This window comes from Streptomyces sp. NPDC051173 (assembly GCF_040689515.1).
Taxonomy (GTDB): Bacteria; Actinomycetota; Actinomycetes; order Streptomycetales; family Streptomycetaceae; genus Streptomyces.
On the sequence record NZ_JBFBBD010000067.1, the window covers coordinates 1 to 17,706 of the forward strand.

Here is a 17,706-nt window from a genome sequence, read left to right on the forward strand (position 1 = left end):
CGTAGACCGCCACACTTCCGATCCCGGCGTCCCGGCATGCACGAGCGACGCGGACAGCGATTTCGCCACGGTTGGCGATGAGCACCTTGCGCACGGGCTGTTTCGACCTTTCAGACGACAGAGACAGGATTCAGAGGGCAGGACGCCAGGCCGGGGCCGGCCGCGCGGACCAGCCCATGGCCGCACCCGCGGGCCGGGCCCACGGTGTGACGTGCCGCGACGGGCCCGCGGCCGGTGCGCCCCCGCCCGTACCGGCGGCCAGCACCAGGGCCACCACGGCCGCCAGCTCCGCCGCGTCCGGATTCCCCCGCACCACACGGATGACGCTCTCGCCGCCGCTCACTGGGGCTGGTTCCCGTGCTTGCGGCTGGGCAGCGGCGCGGACTTCGCGCGCAGCATCTCCAGCGCCCCGATCAGCCTGATCCGGGTCTCGGCCGGGTCGATGACGTCGTCCACCAGCCCCCGCTCGGCCGCGTAATACGGGTGCATCAGCTCGGACTTGTACTCCTTGACCAGCTGCACCCGGCGCGCGTCCGGGTCCTCGGCCGCCGCGATCTCCCGGCGGAAGATGACGTTGGCCGCGCCCTCGGCGCCCATCACGGCGATCTCGTTCGAGGGCCAGGCCAGCGAGATGTCCGTACCGATGGAGCGCGAGTCCATCACGATGTACGCGCCGCCGTACGCCTTGCGCATGATGAGCTGGATGCGCGGCACGGTGGCGTTGCAGTACGCATAGAGCAGCTTCGCGCCGTGCCGGATGATGCCGCCGTGCTCCTGGTCCACCCCGGGCAGGAAGCCCGGCACGTCCACCAGCGTCACCAGCGGGATGTTGAAGGCGTCGCAGGTCTGGACGAAGCGCGCGGCCTTCTCCGAGGCGTGGATGTCGAGCACGCCTGCCAGCGAGGCGGGCTGGTTGGCGACGATCCCGACGACATGGCCGTCCAGCCGCGCCAGCGCGCACACCACGTTGGCCGCCCAGCGCTCGTGGACCTCGAAGAACTCGCCGTCGTCGACGACCTCCTCGATCACCTTACGCATGTCGTAGGAGCGGTTGGGGTCCGCGGGCACCAGGTCGAGCAGCGCCTCGGTGCGCCGGCCGGGGGTGTCCTCGGTGGGCTGGGACGGCGGCTGCTCCCGGTTGTTCTGCGGCAGCAGGGAGAGCAGGAACCGCACGTCCGCGAGGCAGCTCTCCTCGTCGTCGTACGCGAAGCCGGAGACGCCCGAGAGCGTCGCGTGGGCGTCGGCGCCGCCCAGCTCGTCCTGCGTGATCACCTCGCCGGTGACGGCCTGGACCACGTCCGGGCCGGTGATGAACATCTGCGAGGTGCCGCGCACCATGAAGACGAAGTCGGTGAGCGCCGGCGAGTAGGCCGCGCCGCCCGCGCAGGGCCCGAGGATCACGCTGATCTGCGGGATGACCCCGGAATTGCGGACGTTGCGCTGGAAGATCCCGCCGTAGCCGGCGAGCGCCGTGACGCCCTCCTGGATACGGGCCCCGGCGCCGTCGCACAGCCCGACGATCGGCGCGCCCGCCGCCTCCGCGAGGTCCATCAGCTTGTGGATCTTCTGGGCGTGGGCCTCGCCCAGGGCGCCGCCGAAGATCCGGAAGTCATGGGCGTAGACGAAGACCGTACGGTCGTGGACCTTGCCCCAGCCGGTCACCACACCGTCGGTGTGCGGCCGCTTGTCCTCCAGCCCGAAGCCCGTGGCCCGGTGCCGCCGGAAGGGCTCCACCTCGGTGAAGGTGCCCTCGTCGAAGAGGAGGTCGATGCGCTCCCGGGCGGTCAGCTTGCCCTTGGCGTGCTGCGCCTCGGTGGCCCGCGGGCCGGGCCCGGCCAGGACGGCGTCCCGCAGTCCTGCCAGCTCCGCGGCCCGCTCCCGCAACTGCGGCGTGGCCGCCGCGGGCACGGCCACCGCGGCCACCCCGGGCGCGGCCATCGCGGCCGCCGCGGGAGGCGGTGAGATCGTCTGCTGCTCGACGGCGCTCATGTCTGCCTTTCCTCAACGGTACGCGGAGCGTTACGAGTTGAGCTTGGGATCGTGGCCTACAGCCACCCTGGAACACGGCTGGAACCGCCCGGCCCGTGGCTCCAGCGGCGTTCCAGGAAAGGTCCAGACAGTGGGGAGAGGCTCCCTCCCAGACACCGGGAAGCGCCCGGTCGGGATCGTGGAGGCACCGAATGCCAGTGGGTCCGGACACCTTCCGGGACTTCTTTGGTTCCTGTCCCGCCGCCGTGTCGGTCGTCACCGTACGGGACGCCGACGGCGAGCCGCGCGGCTTCACCTGCAACACCGTCTGCTCGGTGTCCGTGACGCCGCCCCTGCTCCTGGTGTGCGTGGACAAGAAGTCGCAGACCCTGCCCTCCCTCGTGCCGGGCGGCGGCTTCGTCGTCAACGTGCTGGCCGACGGCGGCCAGGAGATCGCGAAGACCTTCGCCACCCGCGCCGAGCGGAAGTTCGACTCGGTGACGTGGCACCCTTCCGCTGTCGCGCAGGGCGCGCCGGTCCTGGAGGACGTGGCGCTCGCCCAGGCGGAGTGCGTGGTGACCTCGATGGTCGAGGCCGGGGACCACTGGATCGTGCTGGGGCGGGTGGAGGAGGCTCGGGTGCTGCCGCGACGGCCTGTGCTCTACCATCGCGGGGCGTTCACGCCTTGGGAGGGGCCGGTTTCGGTGGCGGCTCGCTGACGTTCTCCGGTGCGGGTTGTTCTTTGCCTGGGGTGGGTTCGCCCTTCGGGCGTGGCCTCAATCGCCGGCCGGGCTGGGTTTGCGGCTGGACCGGGGGTGTGACCTCCGGGCTGAGGACCTGGAACGCGGTGCATGGCGCCGCCCTACGCATTGAGTGCCGTGACGACGCACCGCGTTCCAGAACCTCACCCTCCGGCCCCACCCCCTCCGCCGGTGGGTACGTTCACGGCCGGTGGCGCCTTCCTTTCCGCCGGGTGCGCCATTCTCTTCAGCCGGGCGCGCCGACTCTTCCAGCCGGACGCGCCAGTTCTTTCCGCCGGGCACGCCGTTGTTTCTTTTCAGCCCGTTGGGGGCACCTCCCAGCGGTAGCTGGGGGAGTTTGAGGACGCGCCCGCTGGGGGCACCTCCCAGCGGTAGCTGGGGGAGCTCCCGCCGCAGGCGGCAACGGACCGGCAGCTCGGGGTCTGGGGCGGAGCCCCAGTTTCGGGAAGGGGCGGGGTAGGGGAAGAAGCCCGCCGCAGGCGCCGACCGACCCGCAGCCGGGGGCCTGGGGCACGCGCCCCAGTTTTGGGGAGGGGCGGGGGTGGGGAAGAAGCCCGCCGCAGGCGCCAACGGCCCCTCACGCCACCCCCAAAACCCCCGCCCCCACAAAACGCGCCTCCGCAAAGACCACCCCCCGCCAGTCGTCCCGCGAGGCCGGAGCAACTCGGCGCCCCAGCCGGCCCGCGATTCGTGACAGCGCTCCCACCAGCCGCGCCCGGTCCCCCGTGAGTGTCCCGGTGCCCGCCGCCCGGTGGCGCCAGCCGTCGAGGCAGTCCGCTGCCGCGCTCAGGAGCACGTAGCGCTCGACGAGTGCGGAGGGGCAGCCGTCGACGAGCGAGCCGCAAGCCGCCGCCAGTGCCAGCCGTTCCGTCTCCAGTGCGGAGACGGCCGGGGCGAGTACCGCTGGGAGGGCCGACGGGCGGACGCCGGTGAGTGGGCGGGCGAGCCGGTCGCTGCCGTCGGCGACGCCCGGGAGCGCCGCGGCCACCCGCGCCGCGGGGCGCGGGTCTGTCTGCCGGGCCGCCCGCGTCAGTGCCCGGACGCACGCGCCGTACCGCAGGGCCGGCGCGTCCTGGCCGTGGAGCCGGGTGCCGAGCACGACGGCCAGGCCTTCCGTGCCTTCGAGCAGGAGCCGTGGCAGCAGGTGGCGCGCGGTCGCCGAGGCGGGGCCGCGCGCGGCGAACAGCCGCCCGGCGGTCCAGATGTCGGCGACGGCGCCGCAGACGGCGTCCCGGGTGACCGGGGAGTCCGGCGGCAGGGCCCCGCCGCCCTCGCGGGCGGCGTGCAGCACGGCGCGGAGTGCCGCCCCGGCGTATGCGGACGGCCCGTCCGGGGGCCCGTGCTCACCGAACATGACGTTCCGTCAGATCTGCTGGTCGTAGTCGATGTGGCGGGACTCGATGAGGATGCCGTCCGCGCCGCGGACGAGCACGTCGTGCACGACGCAGCTCGGCCAGACCTCCGGCCGGTCGGCGCCGGGCCGGGTGCGCAGGACCAGCGCGTAGACGGTGGACGTCAGCGTGCCGTCGGGGTTCGCGTCCAGCACGATCTGGTTGAAGTAGTGCCGCTTCTGCACCGGGTCGCCCTGGTACTGCTCGTGGAAGCGCTCCAGCTCGGCCTTGATGCCCGCGCGGGTGCGGGCGGGCTCGGTGCCGGGCGTGTGCTGGAAGGTGCCGTCCTCGGTGAACGAGTCCGCGTAGGCCTTGAACACGCGGTTGTCGAGCGCCTGCATCTGGCGTGCGTAGAAATGCTGTACCTCGGCGTAGAGCTCCGCGGTGACGGTCTGCCCGGCCATGACTCTCCTCTGGCGCTGCGTGACGTTCGGGTGTTCGTGGCCACGTTTTCGCGTGCCTCTGGAGGCCGGCTGGAGCCGGTCTCCAGAGGCGCGCTCTCCAGGAAATCTCCATACCTCGTGGAGACGGCCGCCCGATGATCGACGCGTCACTTCACGGCACGAGCAAGGGAAGACATATGAGCCAGGCTGCGGGCCCCGTCGCGTTGGTCACCGGCGCCACGAGCGGCATCGGTTTGGAGATCACCGAGCGGCTGGCCGGCCTCGGCGCGCGCGTGTTCATCTGCGCCCGCCAGGACGACCGCCTCAAGGCGACCGTCGAGGAGCTGCGGGGCAAGGGCTTCGAGGTCGACGGCGTGACGTGCGACGTCAGCCGCCCCGAGGAGATCCGCGGCTTCGTCGCGGCGGCCGTGGAGCGCTTCGGCACGGTGGACATCCTGGTCAACAACGCCGGCCGCAGCGGCGGCGGCGCCACCGCCGAGATCCCCGACGAGCTGTGGCTCGACGTCATCAACACCAACCTCAACAGCGTCTTCCTGATGACCAAGGAGGTCCTGACGACGGGCGGCATGCTCGACAAGGACCGCGGCCGGATCATCAGCATCGCCTCCACCGGCGGCAAGCAGGGCGTGGTGCACGCCGCCCCGTACTCCGCCTCCAAGCACGGCGTCGTCGGCTTCACCAAGGCTCTCGGCCTGGAGCTGGCCCGTACGGGCATCACGGTCAACGCCGTCTGCCCGGGCTTCGTCGAGACGCCGATGGCCGAGCGGGTGCGCGAGCACTACGCGTCCATCTGGGGCGTGAGCGAGGAGGAGACGCACGGCCGGATCACCACCCGTGTGCCGCTGGGCCGTTACGTCGAGCCCCGGGAGGTCGCGGCGATGGTCGAGTACCTCGTGAGCGACGACGCCGCCGCGGTCACCGCGCAGGCGCTCAACGTCTGCGGCGGGCTCGGCAACTACTGATCCGCGCGGTCGCGGGAGAGGCGGTAAGGCATGTCGGAGGGGACACCGGTGCGGCCGGTGACCGTCATCGGGGCCGGGACCATCGGGCTGAGCTGGATCACCCTGTTCCTGGCGCACGGCAGGCGGGTACGGGTCAACAGCCGCCGCCCCGACGCGGCGGAGGTGGTGGCGAAGGGCGTCGAACTCTTCGCGCCCACTCTCCCGCACGGCGGGGCCGACCCCCGGGAGCTCATGGAACTCCTGGAGTTCGAGCCCGACATGGAGCGCGCCGTCCGGGACGCCGCCGTGGTGGTGGAGAACACCCCGGAGGACCTCGCGCTCAAGCAGGAGCTGTTCGCGCGGATCGGCGCGGCCGCGCCGGCGGACACCCTGTTCCTCTCCTCGTCGTCCACGCTGCTGGCCGACGAGATGGGGGCCCTGATGCCCGACCGCGGCCGGCTGGTCGTCGGGCACCCGCTCAACCCCCCGCACCTGGTGCCGCTGGTGGAGATCGTGGGCGGCGAGGCCACGGCGCCGGAGGCCGTGGCCGAGGCCGTGGAGTTCTTCCGGTCCGTGGGCAAGACGCCCGTGGTCCTGCGCAAGCCGATCACCCGCTTCGTCGCCAACCGGCTCCAGTCCGCGCTGCTCCAGGAGAGCGTCCACCTGGTCCGCGAGGGCGTGGTCACCGTTTCCGAACTGGACGAGATCGTCACGCAGTCGGTCGGCCTGCGCTGGTCGGTGATCGGCCCGTTCCAGGCGTTCCACCTGGGCGGCGGGGAGGGCGGCCTGCGCCAGTGGCTGACGCGGCGCGGCGGCGGCCTGGAGCAGAGCTGGCGGGAGCTGGGGCACCCGTGCATGGACGACGCGACGATCGACGCCCTGAGCACGGCCGCCGAGGAGGACTTCGGCTCCCGCTCCTACGCGGAGCTGGCGGCCGACCGCGACGCGAAGCAGAACGCTGTGCTCGACGCGCTGGCGCGCTTCCCGAGGTAGCCACCGCCGGGCACGTGCCTGGGGGCGCGCCCCCAGGCCCCCTGACCGCGCGGGCCGCCGTGGCCGCCTGCGGCGGAAGCTCCCTCCTCAAACTCCCCCAGACTCCGTCCGGGGGTGCCCCCAACGGGCTGATATTGCGCACCCACATCAGCCGCGGACAGCCAAGGCGCCAACCAGCCTGACGGCAGCCTCAGTTCACTTTTCCACAGATGGAGGTTCCCCTATGACCGGGAGCGCGTTGGTGAAGGCCGCCCGGGAAGTGGCGGACGTCGCCGCCGCCCACGCGGCCGCCTCGGAGTCGGGCCGCCGGCTCGTCCCGGAGGTGGCGCGGGCGATCGTCGGGGCGGGTTTCGCCCGGCACTTCGTGCCCGCCCGCTGGGGCGGCGCGGAGGGGAACGTCACCGATTCCCTGCTGGCGACCGCCGCCGTGGCCGAGGGCGACGCCTCCGCCGCGTGGGTGGCGTCCATCGCCGCCTCGCTGGGCCGGATGGCCACCTTCCTCCCGGAGGAAGGGCAGCGCGCCCTCTGGGGTACGAGCCCCGACACGTTCATCGCCTGCGCGCTCGTCCCGGGCGGCGAGGCGCGCGAGGTGGACGGCGGCTGGCGCGTCAGCGGCCTGTGGCCGTACCTCAGCGGGGTGCACTCCTCCGACTGGGCCCTCGTCTGCTGCCCGGTGCCGGTGGCGGGCGGCGGGCGGGACGTGCGCTTCCTGCTGGTGCCGCGCTCCGCCTACGAGATCGTGGACACCTGGTTCCCGGTCGGGATGCGGGCCACGGGCAGCGACAGCCTGCGCCTCGCGGACGTGTTCGTCCCGTACGGGTTCTCCTTCGCGCGGGCCGACCTGCTGGCGGGGCGCTCCGGTGCTCCGCTGCCCGCGGCCTCCGCCGTGCCGCTGAAGGCGGTGAGCGCGCTGTCCTTCGCCGGTCCGGTGCTGGGCGCGGCCAAGGGGGCGCTGCGGGAGTTCTCCGCGGCGCTCGCGGGGCGGCGCGCGGCGGGCGCTCCGGGGCACCGCGTCTCCGGCACGAGCGAGGCGGCGGCCGAGCTGGCCCTGGCCAGGACCGCGGGCGAGATCGACGCGGCGGAACTCCTGCTGCGCCGGGCGGCGGCGGTCGCGGACGCCGGCGCGATCGACGAGCGCGCGCTCGTCCGCACCTCGCTGGACCACGCGCTGGCGGTGGACATACTGGCCGGCGCGGTCAACCGCCTCACCCCGCTCGCGGGGACGCGTTCGCAGTCGGACAGCGCGCCGTTCCAGCGCTTCTGGCGCGACGTGAACACGGCGGCGGGCCACACGGTCCTCCAATTCGAGCCCGCGGCGCGCGCGTTCGCGGGACTGGCCCTGGACGCGGCGGGCCCGTCGGCGTAGCCCCCGTACGGCGGAGACCTTCGCGGCGAAGAGCGCAGAGCGCGGCCGCCGGACGGACTCGTCGGGGGTGAGCCGAGTCCGTCCGGCGGCCGCGTGACCGAGGTCCGGGGGGAACCCCGGTCACGCGGCGCCGACCACCTCCTCCTGAGGGGCCAGCACCGCGTCGAGGAGGCCGGGGAAGCGCCCGTCGAGGTCCGCCCGCCGCAGGTGCAGCAGCCGGCGGGACCCCTCCAGGCTGATCGAGATGACCCCGGCCTCGCGAAGGATCTTCAGGTGGTGCGACATGGTCGACTTGCCGATCGTCAGCCCCGCCTCGGCCTGCACCACGGAGCAGGAGACGCCGTCCTTCAGCCCGAGCGAGCGCACGGTCGTCAGGCGCACCGGATCGGCCAGCGCCTGGAGGACCCGGAGCAGGGTCGTATCGGCGGCTTTCGGATGGAATGCCATGTCGCTCATGTCCTCGATCCTAGTTCCGAACACCTTGAGTTCACCATCCATCGAACCATATGATCCTCGACGAACACTTCGAAGCTTATCGAACCCACGTGCCGAACCCACGTATCGAAGCCACGCGTCGAAGCCGCACATCGAACTCATGGAGAAGCTGTGACCACCCCAGACCCACGCCGGTGGCTGATCCTGCCGGTCATCCTCTCGGCGACCTTCATGGCGTCGTTCGACTTCAACGTCGTCAACGTCGCCGCACCCTCGCTCCAGGAAGACCTCCACGCCGGGCAGGCCGCGCTTGAGCTGGTGATCGGTGGCTACGCCTTCGCCTACGCCGCGGGCCTGGTCACCGGCGGCCGGCTCGGGGACATCTTCGGCTACCGCACCATGTTCCTGTTCGGCATGGGCACGTTCACCCTCGCCTCGCTGCTGTGCGGCGTCGCGCAGACGCCCACCCAGCTCGTGATCGCCCGCCTGCTCCAGGGCATCACCGCCGCCGCCATGGCACCGCAGGGCATCTCCCTGATCCAGGCCGTCTTCGACCAGTCGGAACGGCCCAAGGCACTGTCCTGGCTCGGCGTGATGTACGGCCTCGGCGGCGTCGCCGGCCAGGTGCTCGGCGGCCTGCTGATCGCCGGGAACCTCTTCGGCTGGGCCTGGCGGCCGATCTTCCTCGTCAACGTCCCCGTGGGCATCGTCGCCCTCGTCTTCGCCGCCCGCCTGCTCCCCCGCGGACGCGCCGAGAAGCGGCCCAAGCTCGACCCGGTCGGCGTCGCGGGCATCTCCCTCGCCCTCGGCCTCGCGCTCGCCCCGCTGATCATCGGCCGTACGGAGGGCTGGCCGCTCTGGGCCTGGATCTCCCTCGTGGCCTCGGTCCCCGCCATGGTCCTCACGCTGATGTACGAGGGCAGGCTCAGCCGCAAGGGCGGCCAGCCGCTGCTGGACCTGAGCCTGTTCCGCAGCCGTACGTTCAGCGTCGGCCTGGTCATCAACGTCGCCTTCATGGCCACGTTCAGCAGCTTCATGTTCTCCACCACCCTGCTGCTCCAGTCCGGCCTCGGGCTGAGCGCGCGTGAAGCGGGCCTCGCCTTCGGGCCGTTCGCCGTGCTGTCGATGCTGTCGTCCATCTACGGACGGCCGTTCATCGCCAAGTACAAGAACAAGGCGCTGGCCTTCGGCAGCGGCGTCGTCGGCCTCGGCATGCTGGTGCTGGCCCTGGAGGCGCAGTCGCTCGGCGGCGACCTCGGCATCGGCTACGTCATGGGCCCGCTGTGCCTGGTCGGCCTGGGCTTCGGCTTCGTCCTGCCGTCGCTGATCGGCACCGTCCTCGCCGGGGTGCGCCCGCACCAGATGGGCATCGCCTCCGGCGTGCTCACCACCACCCAGCAGTTCTCCGGCGCCACCGGCATCGCCGCCCTCGGCGCCGTCTACTTCACGACGCTCGGCTCGGGCCACGGCCTGGCCGACTACGCGCACGCCTCGCGCAGCGTCCTGTGGATCACCTTCGGCCTCTGCGCCGTCCTCGTCGCCCTCTTCGCCCTGCTGCCGCGGCTGACCGCGGACCGCGGCGCGCCGCAGGCGGCGGGGCAGGCCGCGGACCGGCCGGCGGCGAAGACCGCCGCCTGACGTACGAAAAGGGAAGCGCCGTGACCGTCACTCCAGGAAAAATCGTCGTCCGGGACGAGGTCGAACCCGTCCGCTGGGCCGTGGAACAGGGCAGGTTCCTGCTCCGCGGCACGGACACCGGAGGGCTCTTCTCCCTCATGGAGTTCACCACTCCCCCCGGCGGCGGCCCGCCGCTGCACCTGCACGACAACGAGGACGAGACGTTCTACGTCACCAGCGGGCTCTACGAGTTCCAGCTCGGCGACACCGTCCACACAGCCGGCCCCGGCACCGTCCTGTACGGCCCCCGGGGCACCGGCCACGGCTTCCGCAACATCAGCGACGGGCCCGGCACGATGCTCTGCTACGTCACACCGGGCGGCGCGGAGACGATGTTCGAGGAACTGGCCGAACTCCAGGGCGGGGACGTCAAACCGGCCTGGGAGGACGTGGTCGCACTGGCGGCCCGGCACCACATCAGCTACCCCAGGATCCGCCCGGTCCGGACGAAGCCGAGTGTGACGCGGTTCGGCTGAGTGACGGGATGCCGATGGGCGGCCGGGTCCAAGAACCCGGCCGCCCATCGGCGTTCGTACGGAGACCGACCGCTCACCCGGCGGGCACGGCGGACTCGACCAGCCGCAGACGTGCCCGTTCCCGGTCGCGTACCAGCCTCATCACCGGCTGCTCCACAGCCTGATGCAGCGCCCAAGCCAGCAGCACTGACAAGGCGAGCGCGAGCGCCACCAGACCGAGGGCCTGCGCCATCGGCCAGGTGTGCCGGGGGCCGAACGCCTGGTGCCCGTAGACCAGCACCAGGCGGTGTATCAGGTAGAACGCGAACGAGATCTCGCCCAGCCACATCGCGGCCCGGCCGCGCAGCGGGGACGGGGTGCCCTTCAGGTCCGACGTGGCGACTGCCGGGATCAGCAGGGCCAGCGGCACGAGAGTGGCGGCCGCGAAGCCGTACGCGCGGGGCAGCTCCGTGGCGAGGTACCAGCCGGCGATCACCAGGAGGGCGGCCGGCACGACCGGCAGCCGGATCCACCTGCCCGAGAGCACGACGCGCGCCATCACGATGCCGAGGACGAAGTCCAGGGCGCGTACGGGCGGGAGCATGTAGGCGAACCAGACCTGCCAGGCGGAGATGCCGCCGAAGTCCGGTGTGGAGGGCAGCGTTCCGGCGATCGCGGGGACGCAGAAGGCGACCGCGGCCACGGCGCCCGCCGCGGCCCACAGCAGGTTCTCGCGGATCCGCCCCACCCAGCGGTGCAGGAGCGGGAAGCAGAGGTAGAAGAGCAGCTCGCAGGCGAGCGTCCAGCTGACGTCGTTCATGCTCCAGGCGACGTCCATCCACGGCACCCAGGAGTGCACCAGGAAGAGGTTCGCCACCGCGGTGCCCGCGTGCAGGGGGCGCCCGGCCCAGAGGATCAGGACGAGCGCGAGCAGCCAGGTCGCCACGTGGTTGGGGTAGATCTTCGCGATCCGGCGGGTCCAGAACCGCCGCAGCGGCTCACCCGGCTTCGCGGTCCACGTCAGGATGAAGCCACTGAGGACGAAGAAGAAGCTGACGCCGATGGAACCGGCCTTGCTGAAGACGTCCGTCAGCCACTTGTCCGCGCCCGGCGACGCGAACGGCGCCTCGCGCGAGAGGTGGTAGCAGAAGACGAGGACGGCCGCGACGAAGCGCAGCCCGGTGAGCGAGGGCAGCCGGGAACCGCCGTCCGGCACGCCGGGGCGGGTACGCGAGGGCGCGCTCACACCCGGCCCCCTGCCGCCGCGATGCTCTGGCCGGTGATCCAGCCGGCGTCCTCGGAGGCGAGGAAGGCGACGATCCCGGCGACGTCGTCCGGCCGGCCGATCCGGCCCAGCGGGGTGGCCTCGGCGATGGCCGCGAAGCGCTCGCGCAGCGGGGCCGTCGCGTCGGTGTCGACGATCCCCGGCAGCACCGCGTTGACGGTGATCCGCCGTCCGGCCAGCTCCTGGGAGAGCGTCCTGGTGAGCTGCTCGACCGCGCCCTTGGTGGCCGCGTAGACACCGGCGCCCGGTGTCAGGGAGCGGGTGAAGGCGGTGGAGACGCTGATGATCCGGCCGCCGTCGGCGAGGTGCCGCGCCGCCTGCTGGAACGCGTAGAACGTCCCCTTGAGGTTGACGTCGACGGCGCGGTCGAGGAATTCCTCGGTCACCTCGGCGACCGGGCCCATGCCCTGCACACCGGCGTTGTTGACCAGGACGTCCAGGCCGCCGAACTCCTCCAGCACGCGCGCGAAGAGCCGCTCGGCCTCCGCCCGGCCGCCGATCTCCGCGCGCACCGCGAAGGCGTCGCCCCCGCCCCGGACGATCTCGTCGACGACCTCCTGGGCGGCCGCGGCGTTCTCCCTGTAGTTCACGGCGACCCGGGCACCGGCCGCGGCGAGCCGCAGCGCGACGCCCCGGCCGATGCCCCGCGACGCCGCGGTGACCAGGGCCCTCTTTCCCGACAAGTCGGCCATACCGACGTTCCTCTCCTCGGACTGACGATCGCCCCTCACTGTGTTCAGCCCATCTGGAGATTCCCTCCAGACGCCCACGGCGGCCGCGCCCCGCGGCTCCAGGAAATGTCCATCGGGGATACAGCCGGGTGCCGGAGGCTCACAGCACTCTGCTCACGGAGAGCTCACGGAAAGCTACGGAGGCTGTTCTCGGTGCGACTCGCGGCAAATCTGGTCTATCAAGGAGCGGGCGAGCTGGCGCAGGCCGCCGAAGCGCTCGACTACAGCGTGGTGTTGTCCGGCGAGGGCTACCGCAACGACGCCGTGAGCGTGCTGGGGCTGGCCGCCGGCCGCACCCGCCGCATCGGCCTCGCCTCGGGGATCATGCAGATCCCCGCCCGCCCGCCGGGGCTGGCCGCCCTGACGGCGGCCACGCTCGACGCGCTCAGCGGCGGCCGGTTCCGGCTCGGCCTCGGGGTGTCCAACCCCGACGTCTCGGACGGCTGGTACGGCGTCCCCTTCGACAAGCCCCTGGCACGCACCCGCGAATACGTGGACGTCGTGCGCCAGGCACTGCGCGGCGAACCCCTGCGCTACGAGGGGGAGCACTTCCGGCTGCCCGCCTCGGGCCGCACCGGCGCCCCGCTGCACATCACCACGGAACTCCCGCGCCCGCACATCCCGGTCTACCTCGCGGCGGTGGGCGCGGGCTCCCTGAAGCTGGCGGGGGAGATCGCCGACGGCTGGATCGGGGTGTTCACCTCCCCGGAGGCCGTCGCGGAGGCGGTCGCCGGCATCCGGGCGGGACGGGAGCGCGCCGGCCGGGACATGGCGGGCTTCGACGTGTTGCCCAGCCTGCCGACGGCCTTCGCGGACGACGTCGGGACGGCCGTGGACCAACTCCGCGACCACTACGTCTACATGCTCGGCATCGGCGACCCGGCGACCAACTTCTACTGCTCGCTGGCGCGCCGCATGGGCTACGAGGCGGAGATGGCCCGCTTCGCGGAGCGGCTGGCTGCGGGCGACCGGGCCGGGGCCGCGCGGGCGGTGCCGCTGGGCTTCGTCGATCGCACCGCGATGGTCGGCCCGGTGGCCCGGGTCGCCGAGCGGATGCGGGAGTTCGCCGGGGCCGGGGTGACGACGCTGGGCATCATGCTGTCCCCGGCGCGCACGGACCACGACGGCAGGCTGCGCATCCTGCGCGAGGCGGCGGAGGCGCTGGAGATCTCCGGCGTCGGCTGACGCCTTCGCCGAGCCTGCTCCGATACGTGAGAGCGCCCCGCCCGGGGGATCCGGGCGGGGCGCTCTCGGCTGTCGCCGCGACGCGGTCAGGCGGCCACGGGGGTCCCGTTGATCAGGTCGAGGAGCGCGCGCGGCGTCTCGATGTCGTAGAGCGCGTCGTCGGAGAGGTCGACGCCGTACTCCTGCTTGATCCGGGCGGCGCTCTCCATCAGGGCGAGGGAGTCGTAGCCCAGGTCCTCGAAGGTGCTGTCCAGGCTGTCCTCGGACACCGCGGTGGTGTCGTCGGCGCCGGCGCACTCGGTGAGGATGCGGAAGAGGTCGGAGAAGGTGAGGGATGCCATGGTGGTCAACTTCCTTGTCTGGGGAGCCGGATGATCAGGAGGAGGGGCGGGTCACGACGACCGCGGAGTTGAAGCCCCAGCGGCCGCGGGCGAGCACCAGGGCCGCCTTGACGGGGACGTCGCGCGGCGCGTCCCGCACCACGTCGAGGCCGTACTCCTCGGGCACCCGGGTGACGTGCGCGGTGTGCGGGATCACCTGGTCGCGGAAGGCCAGCAGGGCCGCGACCACGTCCGCCGGGCCGCCACCGGCGTACATGCGCCCGGTGAGCGACTTCGGGGCCGTGACGGGCACGCCGCCCGCGCCGAAGATCCCGCGGATCGCGGCGGCCTCGTCGCGGTCGAGCTCCGGGACGCCGGAGGCGTCGGCGAAGACGACGTCGATGTCGCCGGGCTCCAGGCCCGCGTCGGCCAGGGCGAGTTCGGCCGCGCGGCGCAGCCCCGGCGGCCGGCCGGAGCCGGGCTTCGGGTCGAACGTCGAGGCGTAGCCGGCGAGCTCGCCGTAGACGTGCCCGGCGCCCCGCTCACGGGCGGAGACGGCGTCCTCCAGGACGAGCATCGCGCCGCCCTCGCCCGGTACGTAGCCGCTGGCGTCGGCGTCGAAGGGCAGGAAGGCGCGGCGCGGGTCGGCCACCGTGCTCACCCGGCCGCTCGACAGCTGCGAGGCCCAGCCCCACGGGTCGAAGGCCGAGTCGATGCCGCCGGACAGCACCAGCTTGGTGCCGGAGCGGACCGTGCGGCGCGCGTGGCCGAGCGCGTCCAGACCGCCGGCCTGCTCGCCGACGAGCGCGGCGCCGGGGCCGCGCATGGTGTTGCGGATGGAGATCTGGCCGGTGTTCACCGCGTAGAACCAGGCGAACGACTCGTAGACGCTGACGAACTCCGGCCCCTGGCTCCACAGCTTCTGGAACTCGCGGTGGGTGAACTCGAACCCGCCCTGGGAGTTGGAGGTGACGACACCCTTGTCGTAGTCGGTCAGGGTCCCGGCGTCCACGCCCGCGTCGGCGAGCGCCCAGTCCGCCGCCACCAGCCCGTAGCGGGTGGAGACGTCGGTCTGCGGCAGCAGCCGGCCGGGCAGGTGCTCCTTGGCGTCGAAGCCGCGGACCTCTCCGGCGAGCTTCGAGGCGTAGCGGGAGGCGTCGAAGCGGGACAGCTCGGCGATGCCGTTCCCGCCCGCGAGCAGCGCCTTCCAGTACGGCTCGGCGCCCAGTCCGTTGGGTGCCACGACCGCGATTCCTGTGATGACCGTCGCCTGGCTCATGCCGCTACCTCCGGGCGGTGCAGGACCATCGCGCTCTGGAAGCCGCCGAAGCCGCTGCCCACCGTGAGGACGGTGTCCACACGCTGCTCGCGCGCGGTCAACGGCACGTAGTCCAGGTCGCATTCGGGATCGGGAGTGTGCAGGTTCGCCGTGGGCGGGATGACCCCGTGCTCGATCGCCAGCAGCGAAGCCGCGATCTCGACGGAGCCGATCGCACCGAGCGAGTGGCCCACCATGGACTTGATCGAACTGACCGGCACGTCGTAGGCGTGCTGCCCGAGACTGCGCTTGAACGCCGCGGTCTCGTGCCGGTCGTTCTGCTTGGTGCCCGAACCGTGCGCGTTGACGTAGTCGATCGCCGTACGGTCCAGGCGGGCCTCGTCGAGCGCGACCCGGATGGCCTCGGCCATCTCGCGGCCGTCCTTCTTCAGACCCGTCATGTGGTACGCGTTGCAGCGCGTCGCGTAGCCGCCGATCTCCGCGTAGATGCGCGCCCCGCGGGCCTTGGCGGCCTCGTACTCCTCCAGCACGAACATCGCCGCGCCCTCGGCCAGGACGAAGCCGTTACGGCTGCCGTCGAAGGGCCGCGAGGCGTGCGCGGGGTCGTCGTTGCGCGAGGTCGTCGCCTTGATCGCGTCGAAACAGGCCACGACGATCGGCGAGATCGGGGTGTCGGCTGCGCCCGCCACGACCGTGTCGACGGTGCCCTCGCGGATCAGCCGGGCCGCGTAACCGACGGAGTCCAGGCCGGAGGTGCAGCCGTCGGACACCATCGTCACCGGGCCCTCGGCGCCCATGGCCCAGGCGACCTCGGCCGGCATGATGCCGGGGCTGTGGTAGTCGAACATGTGCGGCGACAGGTGACCGGGGTCGACCAGCCACTCCTTGCCCGCGTCCGACATCACCAGGTACTCGTTCTCCAGGCTGGTCGCCGAGGCGACCGCGCTGCCCAGGGTGACGCCCATGCGGTGCGGGTCGAGTCCGCCGGTCTCCAGGCCGCTGTCGAGCAGGGCCTCCCGGGCGCAGGCCACGGCGAACTGCGTCGCGCGGTCCATCCGGCGGATCTCCCGCGGGCCGAACCCCTCGGCCACCGCGTCGAAGTCCACCTCGCCGGCGATGCGGGAGCGGAACGGCGAGGCGTCGAAGAAGGAGATGTCGCGGGTCGCGGTGCGCCCTGCCGTCAGCAGGTCCCAGAACGCTTCCGTCCCGTTCCCCCCGGGAGCGCGCACACCGATACCGGTGATCACTACGCGCCGGGTCATCCCCGGCCTCCGTATGTGCAGAACATTGTCGTTCGGTCCTTTCCCCGTCTTCCGCGTGCTCGGCCTGATCAGGCTGCGGGGGCCATCTGGAGAGAACCTGGACGCGGGATAAGGGCCCGCACCACGGGAGTCCGGGCCGCGGTAGCGGTTCTCCAGGCACGCTCCAGCACGGGTCCGCATAGTCGGCGGCGTCAGTGAATTCCACTCTGGGGAAGGGGCGCCTCATGCCGGGCCTGCGCGTTCACCGCACCGAGCACACCGCCGTCGTCGCCGCACCGGCCCGGGTCCTGTACGACCTGGTCGCCGACGTCACCCGCTGGCCCGCGGTCTTCGGGCCCAGCGTCCACGTGCGGCACATCGAGAAGAGCGACCGGGCCGAGCGCTTCCGCCTCTGGGCCGTCGTCGGCGACGAGGTGCGCAACTGGACCTCCCGCCGCACGCTCGACCCCGACACCCTGCGCGTCACCTTCGCCCAGGACCACAGCCGCCCGCCGATCGCCTCCATGGGCGGCGAGTGGCTCTTCCGTGAACTGCCGGACGGGCGTACGGAGGTCGTGCTCGTCCACGAGTTCCAGGCCGTCGACGACACCGCCGACAACATCGCGTGGATCAACGCGGGCCTCGACCGCAACAGCCCCAAGGAGCTCGCCGCCCTGACGCGCATCGCCGAGCTCGGCCACCCCGTCGACGACGTGGTCTTCGCCTTCGAGGACGTCATCGACATGCCGGGCGCGGCCGCCGACGCGTACGAGTTCATCGACCGCGCCGACCTCTGGCCCGAGATCCTGCCGCACGTCGGCAAGGTGGACCTCACCGAGCCGGAGCCCGGCGTCCAGCGGCTGCGCATGGAGACCGTGACGAAGGACGGCTCCGCGCACACCACCGAGTCGATCCGGCTCTGCTTCCCCGGCGAGCGGATCGTCTACAAGCAGACGGCCGCCCCGGCGCTGCTCTTCGGCCACAGCGGCAGCTGGACCTTCAGCGAGGACGAGCTCGGCGCGCACGTCACCGCCCGGCACACCGTCGTACTCAACCCGGCGGCGCTGAAGGAGGCGTTGGGCCCCGACAGCACGCTCGCGGACGCCCGCGCGTACATCACCCAGGCCCTCGGCGCCAACAGCCGGGCCACGCTCGCCCACGCGGCCGCCCACGCCGCCGCCCACACGGAGGCTCGCCGCGCGGCGAGCTGATTCCGGCACCCCCACGGGCCACAGAGCCGCCTCCCTGGAGAAGGGAGGCGGCTCTGTCTGCTC

At 72.5% G+C, this 17,706-nt stretch carries 19 protein-coding genes; 8 read left to right on the plus strand and 11 right to left on the minus strand.

Translation table 11 applies throughout. From position 1 onward, the window contains the following. From AB0435_RS26995 to AB0435_RS27005, 3 genes are all read right to left on the minus strand, one after another. Nucleotides 1–94, minus strand: a 94-nt coding sequence (locus tag AB0435_RS26995) for a biotin carboxylase N-terminal domain-containing protein (RefSeq protein ID WP_351219746.1), incomplete at its 3' end; no start/stop codon positions are given. Nucleotides 95–130: 36 nt separating this feature from the next. Continuing rightward, nucleotides 131–343 (minus strand): acyl-CoA carboxylase epsilon subunit, encoded by a 213-nt coding sequence (locus tag AB0435_RS27000; protein ID WP_366006920.1) that lies wholly within the window; start codon nt 341–343, stop codon nt 131–133. Next, nucleotides 340–1,938 (minus strand): acyl-CoA carboxylase subunit beta, encoded by a 1,599-nt coding sequence (locus AB0435_RS27005; RefSeq protein ID WP_366006952.1) that lies wholly within the window; start codon nt 1,936–1,938, stop codon nt 340–342. Before AB0435_RS27005 ends, AB0435_RS27000 begins: the two co-directional genes overlap by 4 nt. A gap of 242 nt (nt 1,939–2,180) precedes the next feature. Between AB0435_RS27005 and AB0435_RS27010 the strand changes: the two genes are divergently transcribed. Then, complete coding sequence (locus tag AB0435_RS27010) at nt 2,181–2,687, plus strand: flavin reductase family protein (protein WP_366006921.1); 507 nt, start codon at nt 2,181–2,183, stop codon at nt 2,685–2,687. Between the two features lie 619 nt (nt 2,688–3,306). Here AB0435_RS27010 and AB0435_RS27015 read toward each other — a convergent pair. Together AB0435_RS27015 and AB0435_RS27020 are read right to left on the minus strand one after the other, a co-directional pair. Then, a complete protein-coding gene (locus tag AB0435_RS27015; protein ID WP_366428149.1) occupies nt 3,307–4,083 on the minus strand; it encodes a hypothetical protein in 777 nt (258 codons plus the stop codon). 9 nt (nt 4,084–4,092) lie between these two features. Next, the gene (locus tag AB0435_RS27020; protein ID WP_366428150.1) at nt 4,093–4,524 is read right to left on the minus strand and encodes a nuclear transport factor 2 family protein; all 432 of its coding nucleotides are present in this window, start codon (nt 4,522–4,524) and stop codon (nt 4,093–4,095) included. 176 nt (nt 4,525–4,700) lie between these two features. Between AB0435_RS27020 and fabG the strand changes: the two genes are divergently transcribed. The 3 genes from fabG (at nt 4,701) to AB0435_RS27035 (ending at nt 7,824) form a co-directional block, all read left to right on the plus strand. Next, nucleotides 4,701–5,486 (plus strand): 3-oxoacyl-ACP reductase FabG, encoded by a 786-nt coding sequence (fabG, locus tag AB0435_RS27025; protein WP_366006935.1) that lies wholly within the window; start codon nt 4,701–4,703, stop codon nt 5,484–5,486. Nucleotides 5,487–5,516: 30 nt separating this feature from the next. Beyond that, nucleotides 5,517–6,458, plus strand: a complete 942-nt coding sequence (locus AB0435_RS27030) for a 3-hydroxyacyl-CoA dehydrogenase NAD-binding domain-containing protein (RefSeq protein ID WP_366006936.1) — start codon at nt 5,517–5,519, stop codon at nt 6,456–6,458. 223 nt (nt 6,459–6,681) lie between these two features. After that, on the plus strand, nt 6,682–7,824 hold the full coding sequence (locus tag AB0435_RS27035; RefSeq protein WP_366006937.1) for an acyl-CoA dehydrogenase family protein: 1,143 nt from the start codon (nt 6,682–6,684) through the stop codon (nt 7,822–7,824). A gap of 120 nt (nt 7,825–7,944) precedes the next feature. Here AB0435_RS27035 and AB0435_RS27040 read toward each other — a convergent pair whose 3' ends face one another. Beyond that, nucleotides 7,945–8,280 carry a helix-turn-helix domain-containing protein gene (locus tag AB0435_RS27040; protein WP_366006938.1) on the minus strand — a complete coding sequence of 112 codons (336 nt, stop codon included), beginning with the start codon at nt 8,278–8,280 and terminating at the stop codon, nt 7,945–7,947. Nucleotides 8,281–8,430: 150 nt separating this feature from the next. Here AB0435_RS27040 and AB0435_RS27045 point away from each other — a divergent pair, with 150 nt between their 5' ends. Together AB0435_RS27045 and AB0435_RS27050 are read left to right on the plus strand one after the other, a co-directional pair. Continuing rightward, nucleotides 8,431–9,897 carry an MFS transporter gene (locus AB0435_RS27045; protein ID WP_366428151.1) on the plus strand — a complete coding sequence of 489 codons (1,467 nt, stop codon included), beginning with the start codon at nt 8,431–8,433 and terminating at the stop codon, nt 9,895–9,897. A 20-nt stretch (nt 9,898–9,917) separates the two neighbouring features. After that, a complete protein-coding gene (locus AB0435_RS27050) occupies nt 9,918–10,412 on the plus strand; it encodes a cupin domain-containing protein (RefSeq protein ID WP_366006940.1) in 495 nt (164 codons plus the stop codon). Nucleotides 10,413–10,485: 73 nt separating this feature from the next. On the opposite strand, the gene AB0435_RS27055 is transcribed toward AB0435_RS27050, so the two are convergent. Both AB0435_RS27055 and AB0435_RS27060 read right to left on the minus strand, forming a co-directional pair. Further along, nucleotides 10,486–11,637, minus strand: coding sequence for an acyltransferase (locus AB0435_RS27055; protein ID WP_366428152.1), 1,152 nt, complete (start codon nt 11,635–11,637; stop codon nt 10,486–10,488). Next, a complete protein-coding gene (locus tag AB0435_RS27060) occupies nt 11,634–12,368 on the minus strand; it encodes an SDR family oxidoreductase (RefSeq protein ID WP_366006942.1) in 735 nt (244 codons plus the stop codon). The genes AB0435_RS27055 and AB0435_RS27060 overlap by 4 nt, the downstream gene beginning before the upstream one ends. Nucleotides 12,369–12,560: 192 nt before the next feature. Here AB0435_RS27060 and AB0435_RS27065 point away from each other — a divergent pair, with 192 nt between their 5' ends. After that, nucleotides 12,561–13,592 carry an LLM class flavin-dependent oxidoreductase gene (locus AB0435_RS27065; RefSeq protein ID WP_366006943.1) on the plus strand — a complete coding sequence of 344 codons (1,032 nt, stop codon included), beginning with the start codon at nt 12,561–12,563 and terminating at the stop codon, nt 13,590–13,592. A gap of 86 nt (nt 13,593–13,678) precedes the next feature. Here AB0435_RS27065 and AB0435_RS27070 read toward each other — a convergent pair whose 3' ends face one another. From AB0435_RS27070 to AB0435_RS27080, 3 genes are read right to left on the minus strand one after another with little or no spacing between them, the layout of a single operon-like run. Beyond that, a complete protein-coding gene (locus AB0435_RS27070; protein ID WP_366006944.1) occupies nt 13,679–13,933 on the minus strand; it encodes an acyl carrier protein in 255 nt (84 codons plus the stop codon). Nucleotides 13,934–13,967: 34 nt separating this feature from the next. Continuing rightward, on the minus strand, nt 13,968–15,191 hold the full coding sequence (locus AB0435_RS27075) for a ketosynthase chain-length factor (protein WP_366006945.1): 1,224 nt from the start codon (nt 15,189–15,191) through the stop codon (nt 13,968–13,970). Next, nucleotides 15,188–16,453 carry a beta-ketoacyl-[acyl-carrier-protein] synthase family protein gene (locus tag AB0435_RS27080; protein WP_366006946.1) on the minus strand — a complete coding sequence of 422 codons (1,266 nt, stop codon included), beginning with the start codon at nt 16,451–16,453 and terminating at the stop codon, nt 15,188–15,190. The genes AB0435_RS27075 and AB0435_RS27080 overlap by 4 nt, the downstream gene beginning before the upstream one ends. A gap of 224 nt (nt 16,454–16,677) precedes the next feature. Here AB0435_RS27080 and AB0435_RS27085 point away from each other — a divergent pair, with 224 nt between their 5' ends. After that, nucleotides 16,678–17,643, plus strand: a complete 966-nt coding sequence (locus AB0435_RS27085; RefSeq protein ID WP_366006947.1) for an aromatase/cyclase — start codon at nt 16,678–16,680, stop codon at nt 17,641–17,643. Nucleotides 17,644–17,706 lie beyond the last annotated feature (63 nt).

Excerpts from the sequence above, each read along its gene's own strand:
- AB0435_RS27015 (WP_366428149.1), bottom strand. The coding sequence starts at position 4,083 with ATGTTCGGTGAGCACGGGCCCCCGGACGGGCCGTCCGCATACGCCGGG.
- AB0435_RS27020 (WP_366428150.1), bottom strand. The coding sequence starts at position 4,524 with ATGGCCGGGCAGACCGTCACCGCGGAGCTCTACGCCGAGGTACAGCAT.
- AB0435_RS27035 (WP_366006937.1), top strand. The coding sequence starts at position 6,682 with ATGACCGGGAGCGCGTTGGTGAAGGCCGCCCGGGAAGTGGCGGACGTC.
- AB0435_RS27085 (WP_366006947.1), top strand. The coding sequence starts at position 16,678 with ATGCCGGGCCTGCGCGTTCACCGCACCGAGCACACCGCCGTCGTCGCC.
- AB0435_RS27075 (WP_366006945.1), bottom strand. The coding sequence starts at position 15,191 with ATGAGCCAGGCGACGGTCATCACAGGAATCGCGGTCGTGGCACCCAAC.
- AB0435_RS27080 (WP_366006946.1), bottom strand. The coding sequence starts at position 16,453 with ATGACCCGGCGCGTAGTGATCACCGGTATCGGTGTGCGCGCTCCCGGG.
- fabG (WP_366006935.1), top strand. The coding sequence starts at position 4,701 with ATGAGCCAGGCTGCGGGCCCCGTCGCGTTGGTCACCGGCGCCACGAGC.
- AB0435_RS27005 (WP_366006952.1), bottom strand. The coding sequence starts at position 1,938 with ATGGCCGCGCCCGGGGTGGCCGCGGTGGCCGTGCCCGCGGCGGCCACG.
- AB0435_RS27030 (WP_366006936.1), top strand. The coding sequence starts at position 5,517 with ATGTCGGAGGGGACACCGGTGCGGCCGGTGACCGTCATCGGGGCCGGG.
- AB0435_RS27070 (WP_366006944.1), bottom strand. The coding sequence starts at position 13,933 with ATGGCATCCCTCACCTTCTCCGACCTCTTCCGCATCCTCACCGAGTGC.
- AB0435_RS27040 (WP_366006938.1), bottom strand. The coding sequence starts at position 8,280 with ATGAGCGACATGGCATTCCATCCGAAAGCCGCCGATACGACCCTGCTC.
- AB0435_RS27060 (WP_366006942.1), bottom strand. The coding sequence starts at position 12,368 with ATGGCCGACTTGTCGGGAAAGAGGGCCCTGGTCACCGCGGCGTCGCGG.
- AB0435_RS27010 (WP_366006921.1), top strand. The coding sequence starts at position 2,181 with ATGCCAGTGGGTCCGGACACCTTCCGGGACTTCTTTGGTTCCTGTCCC.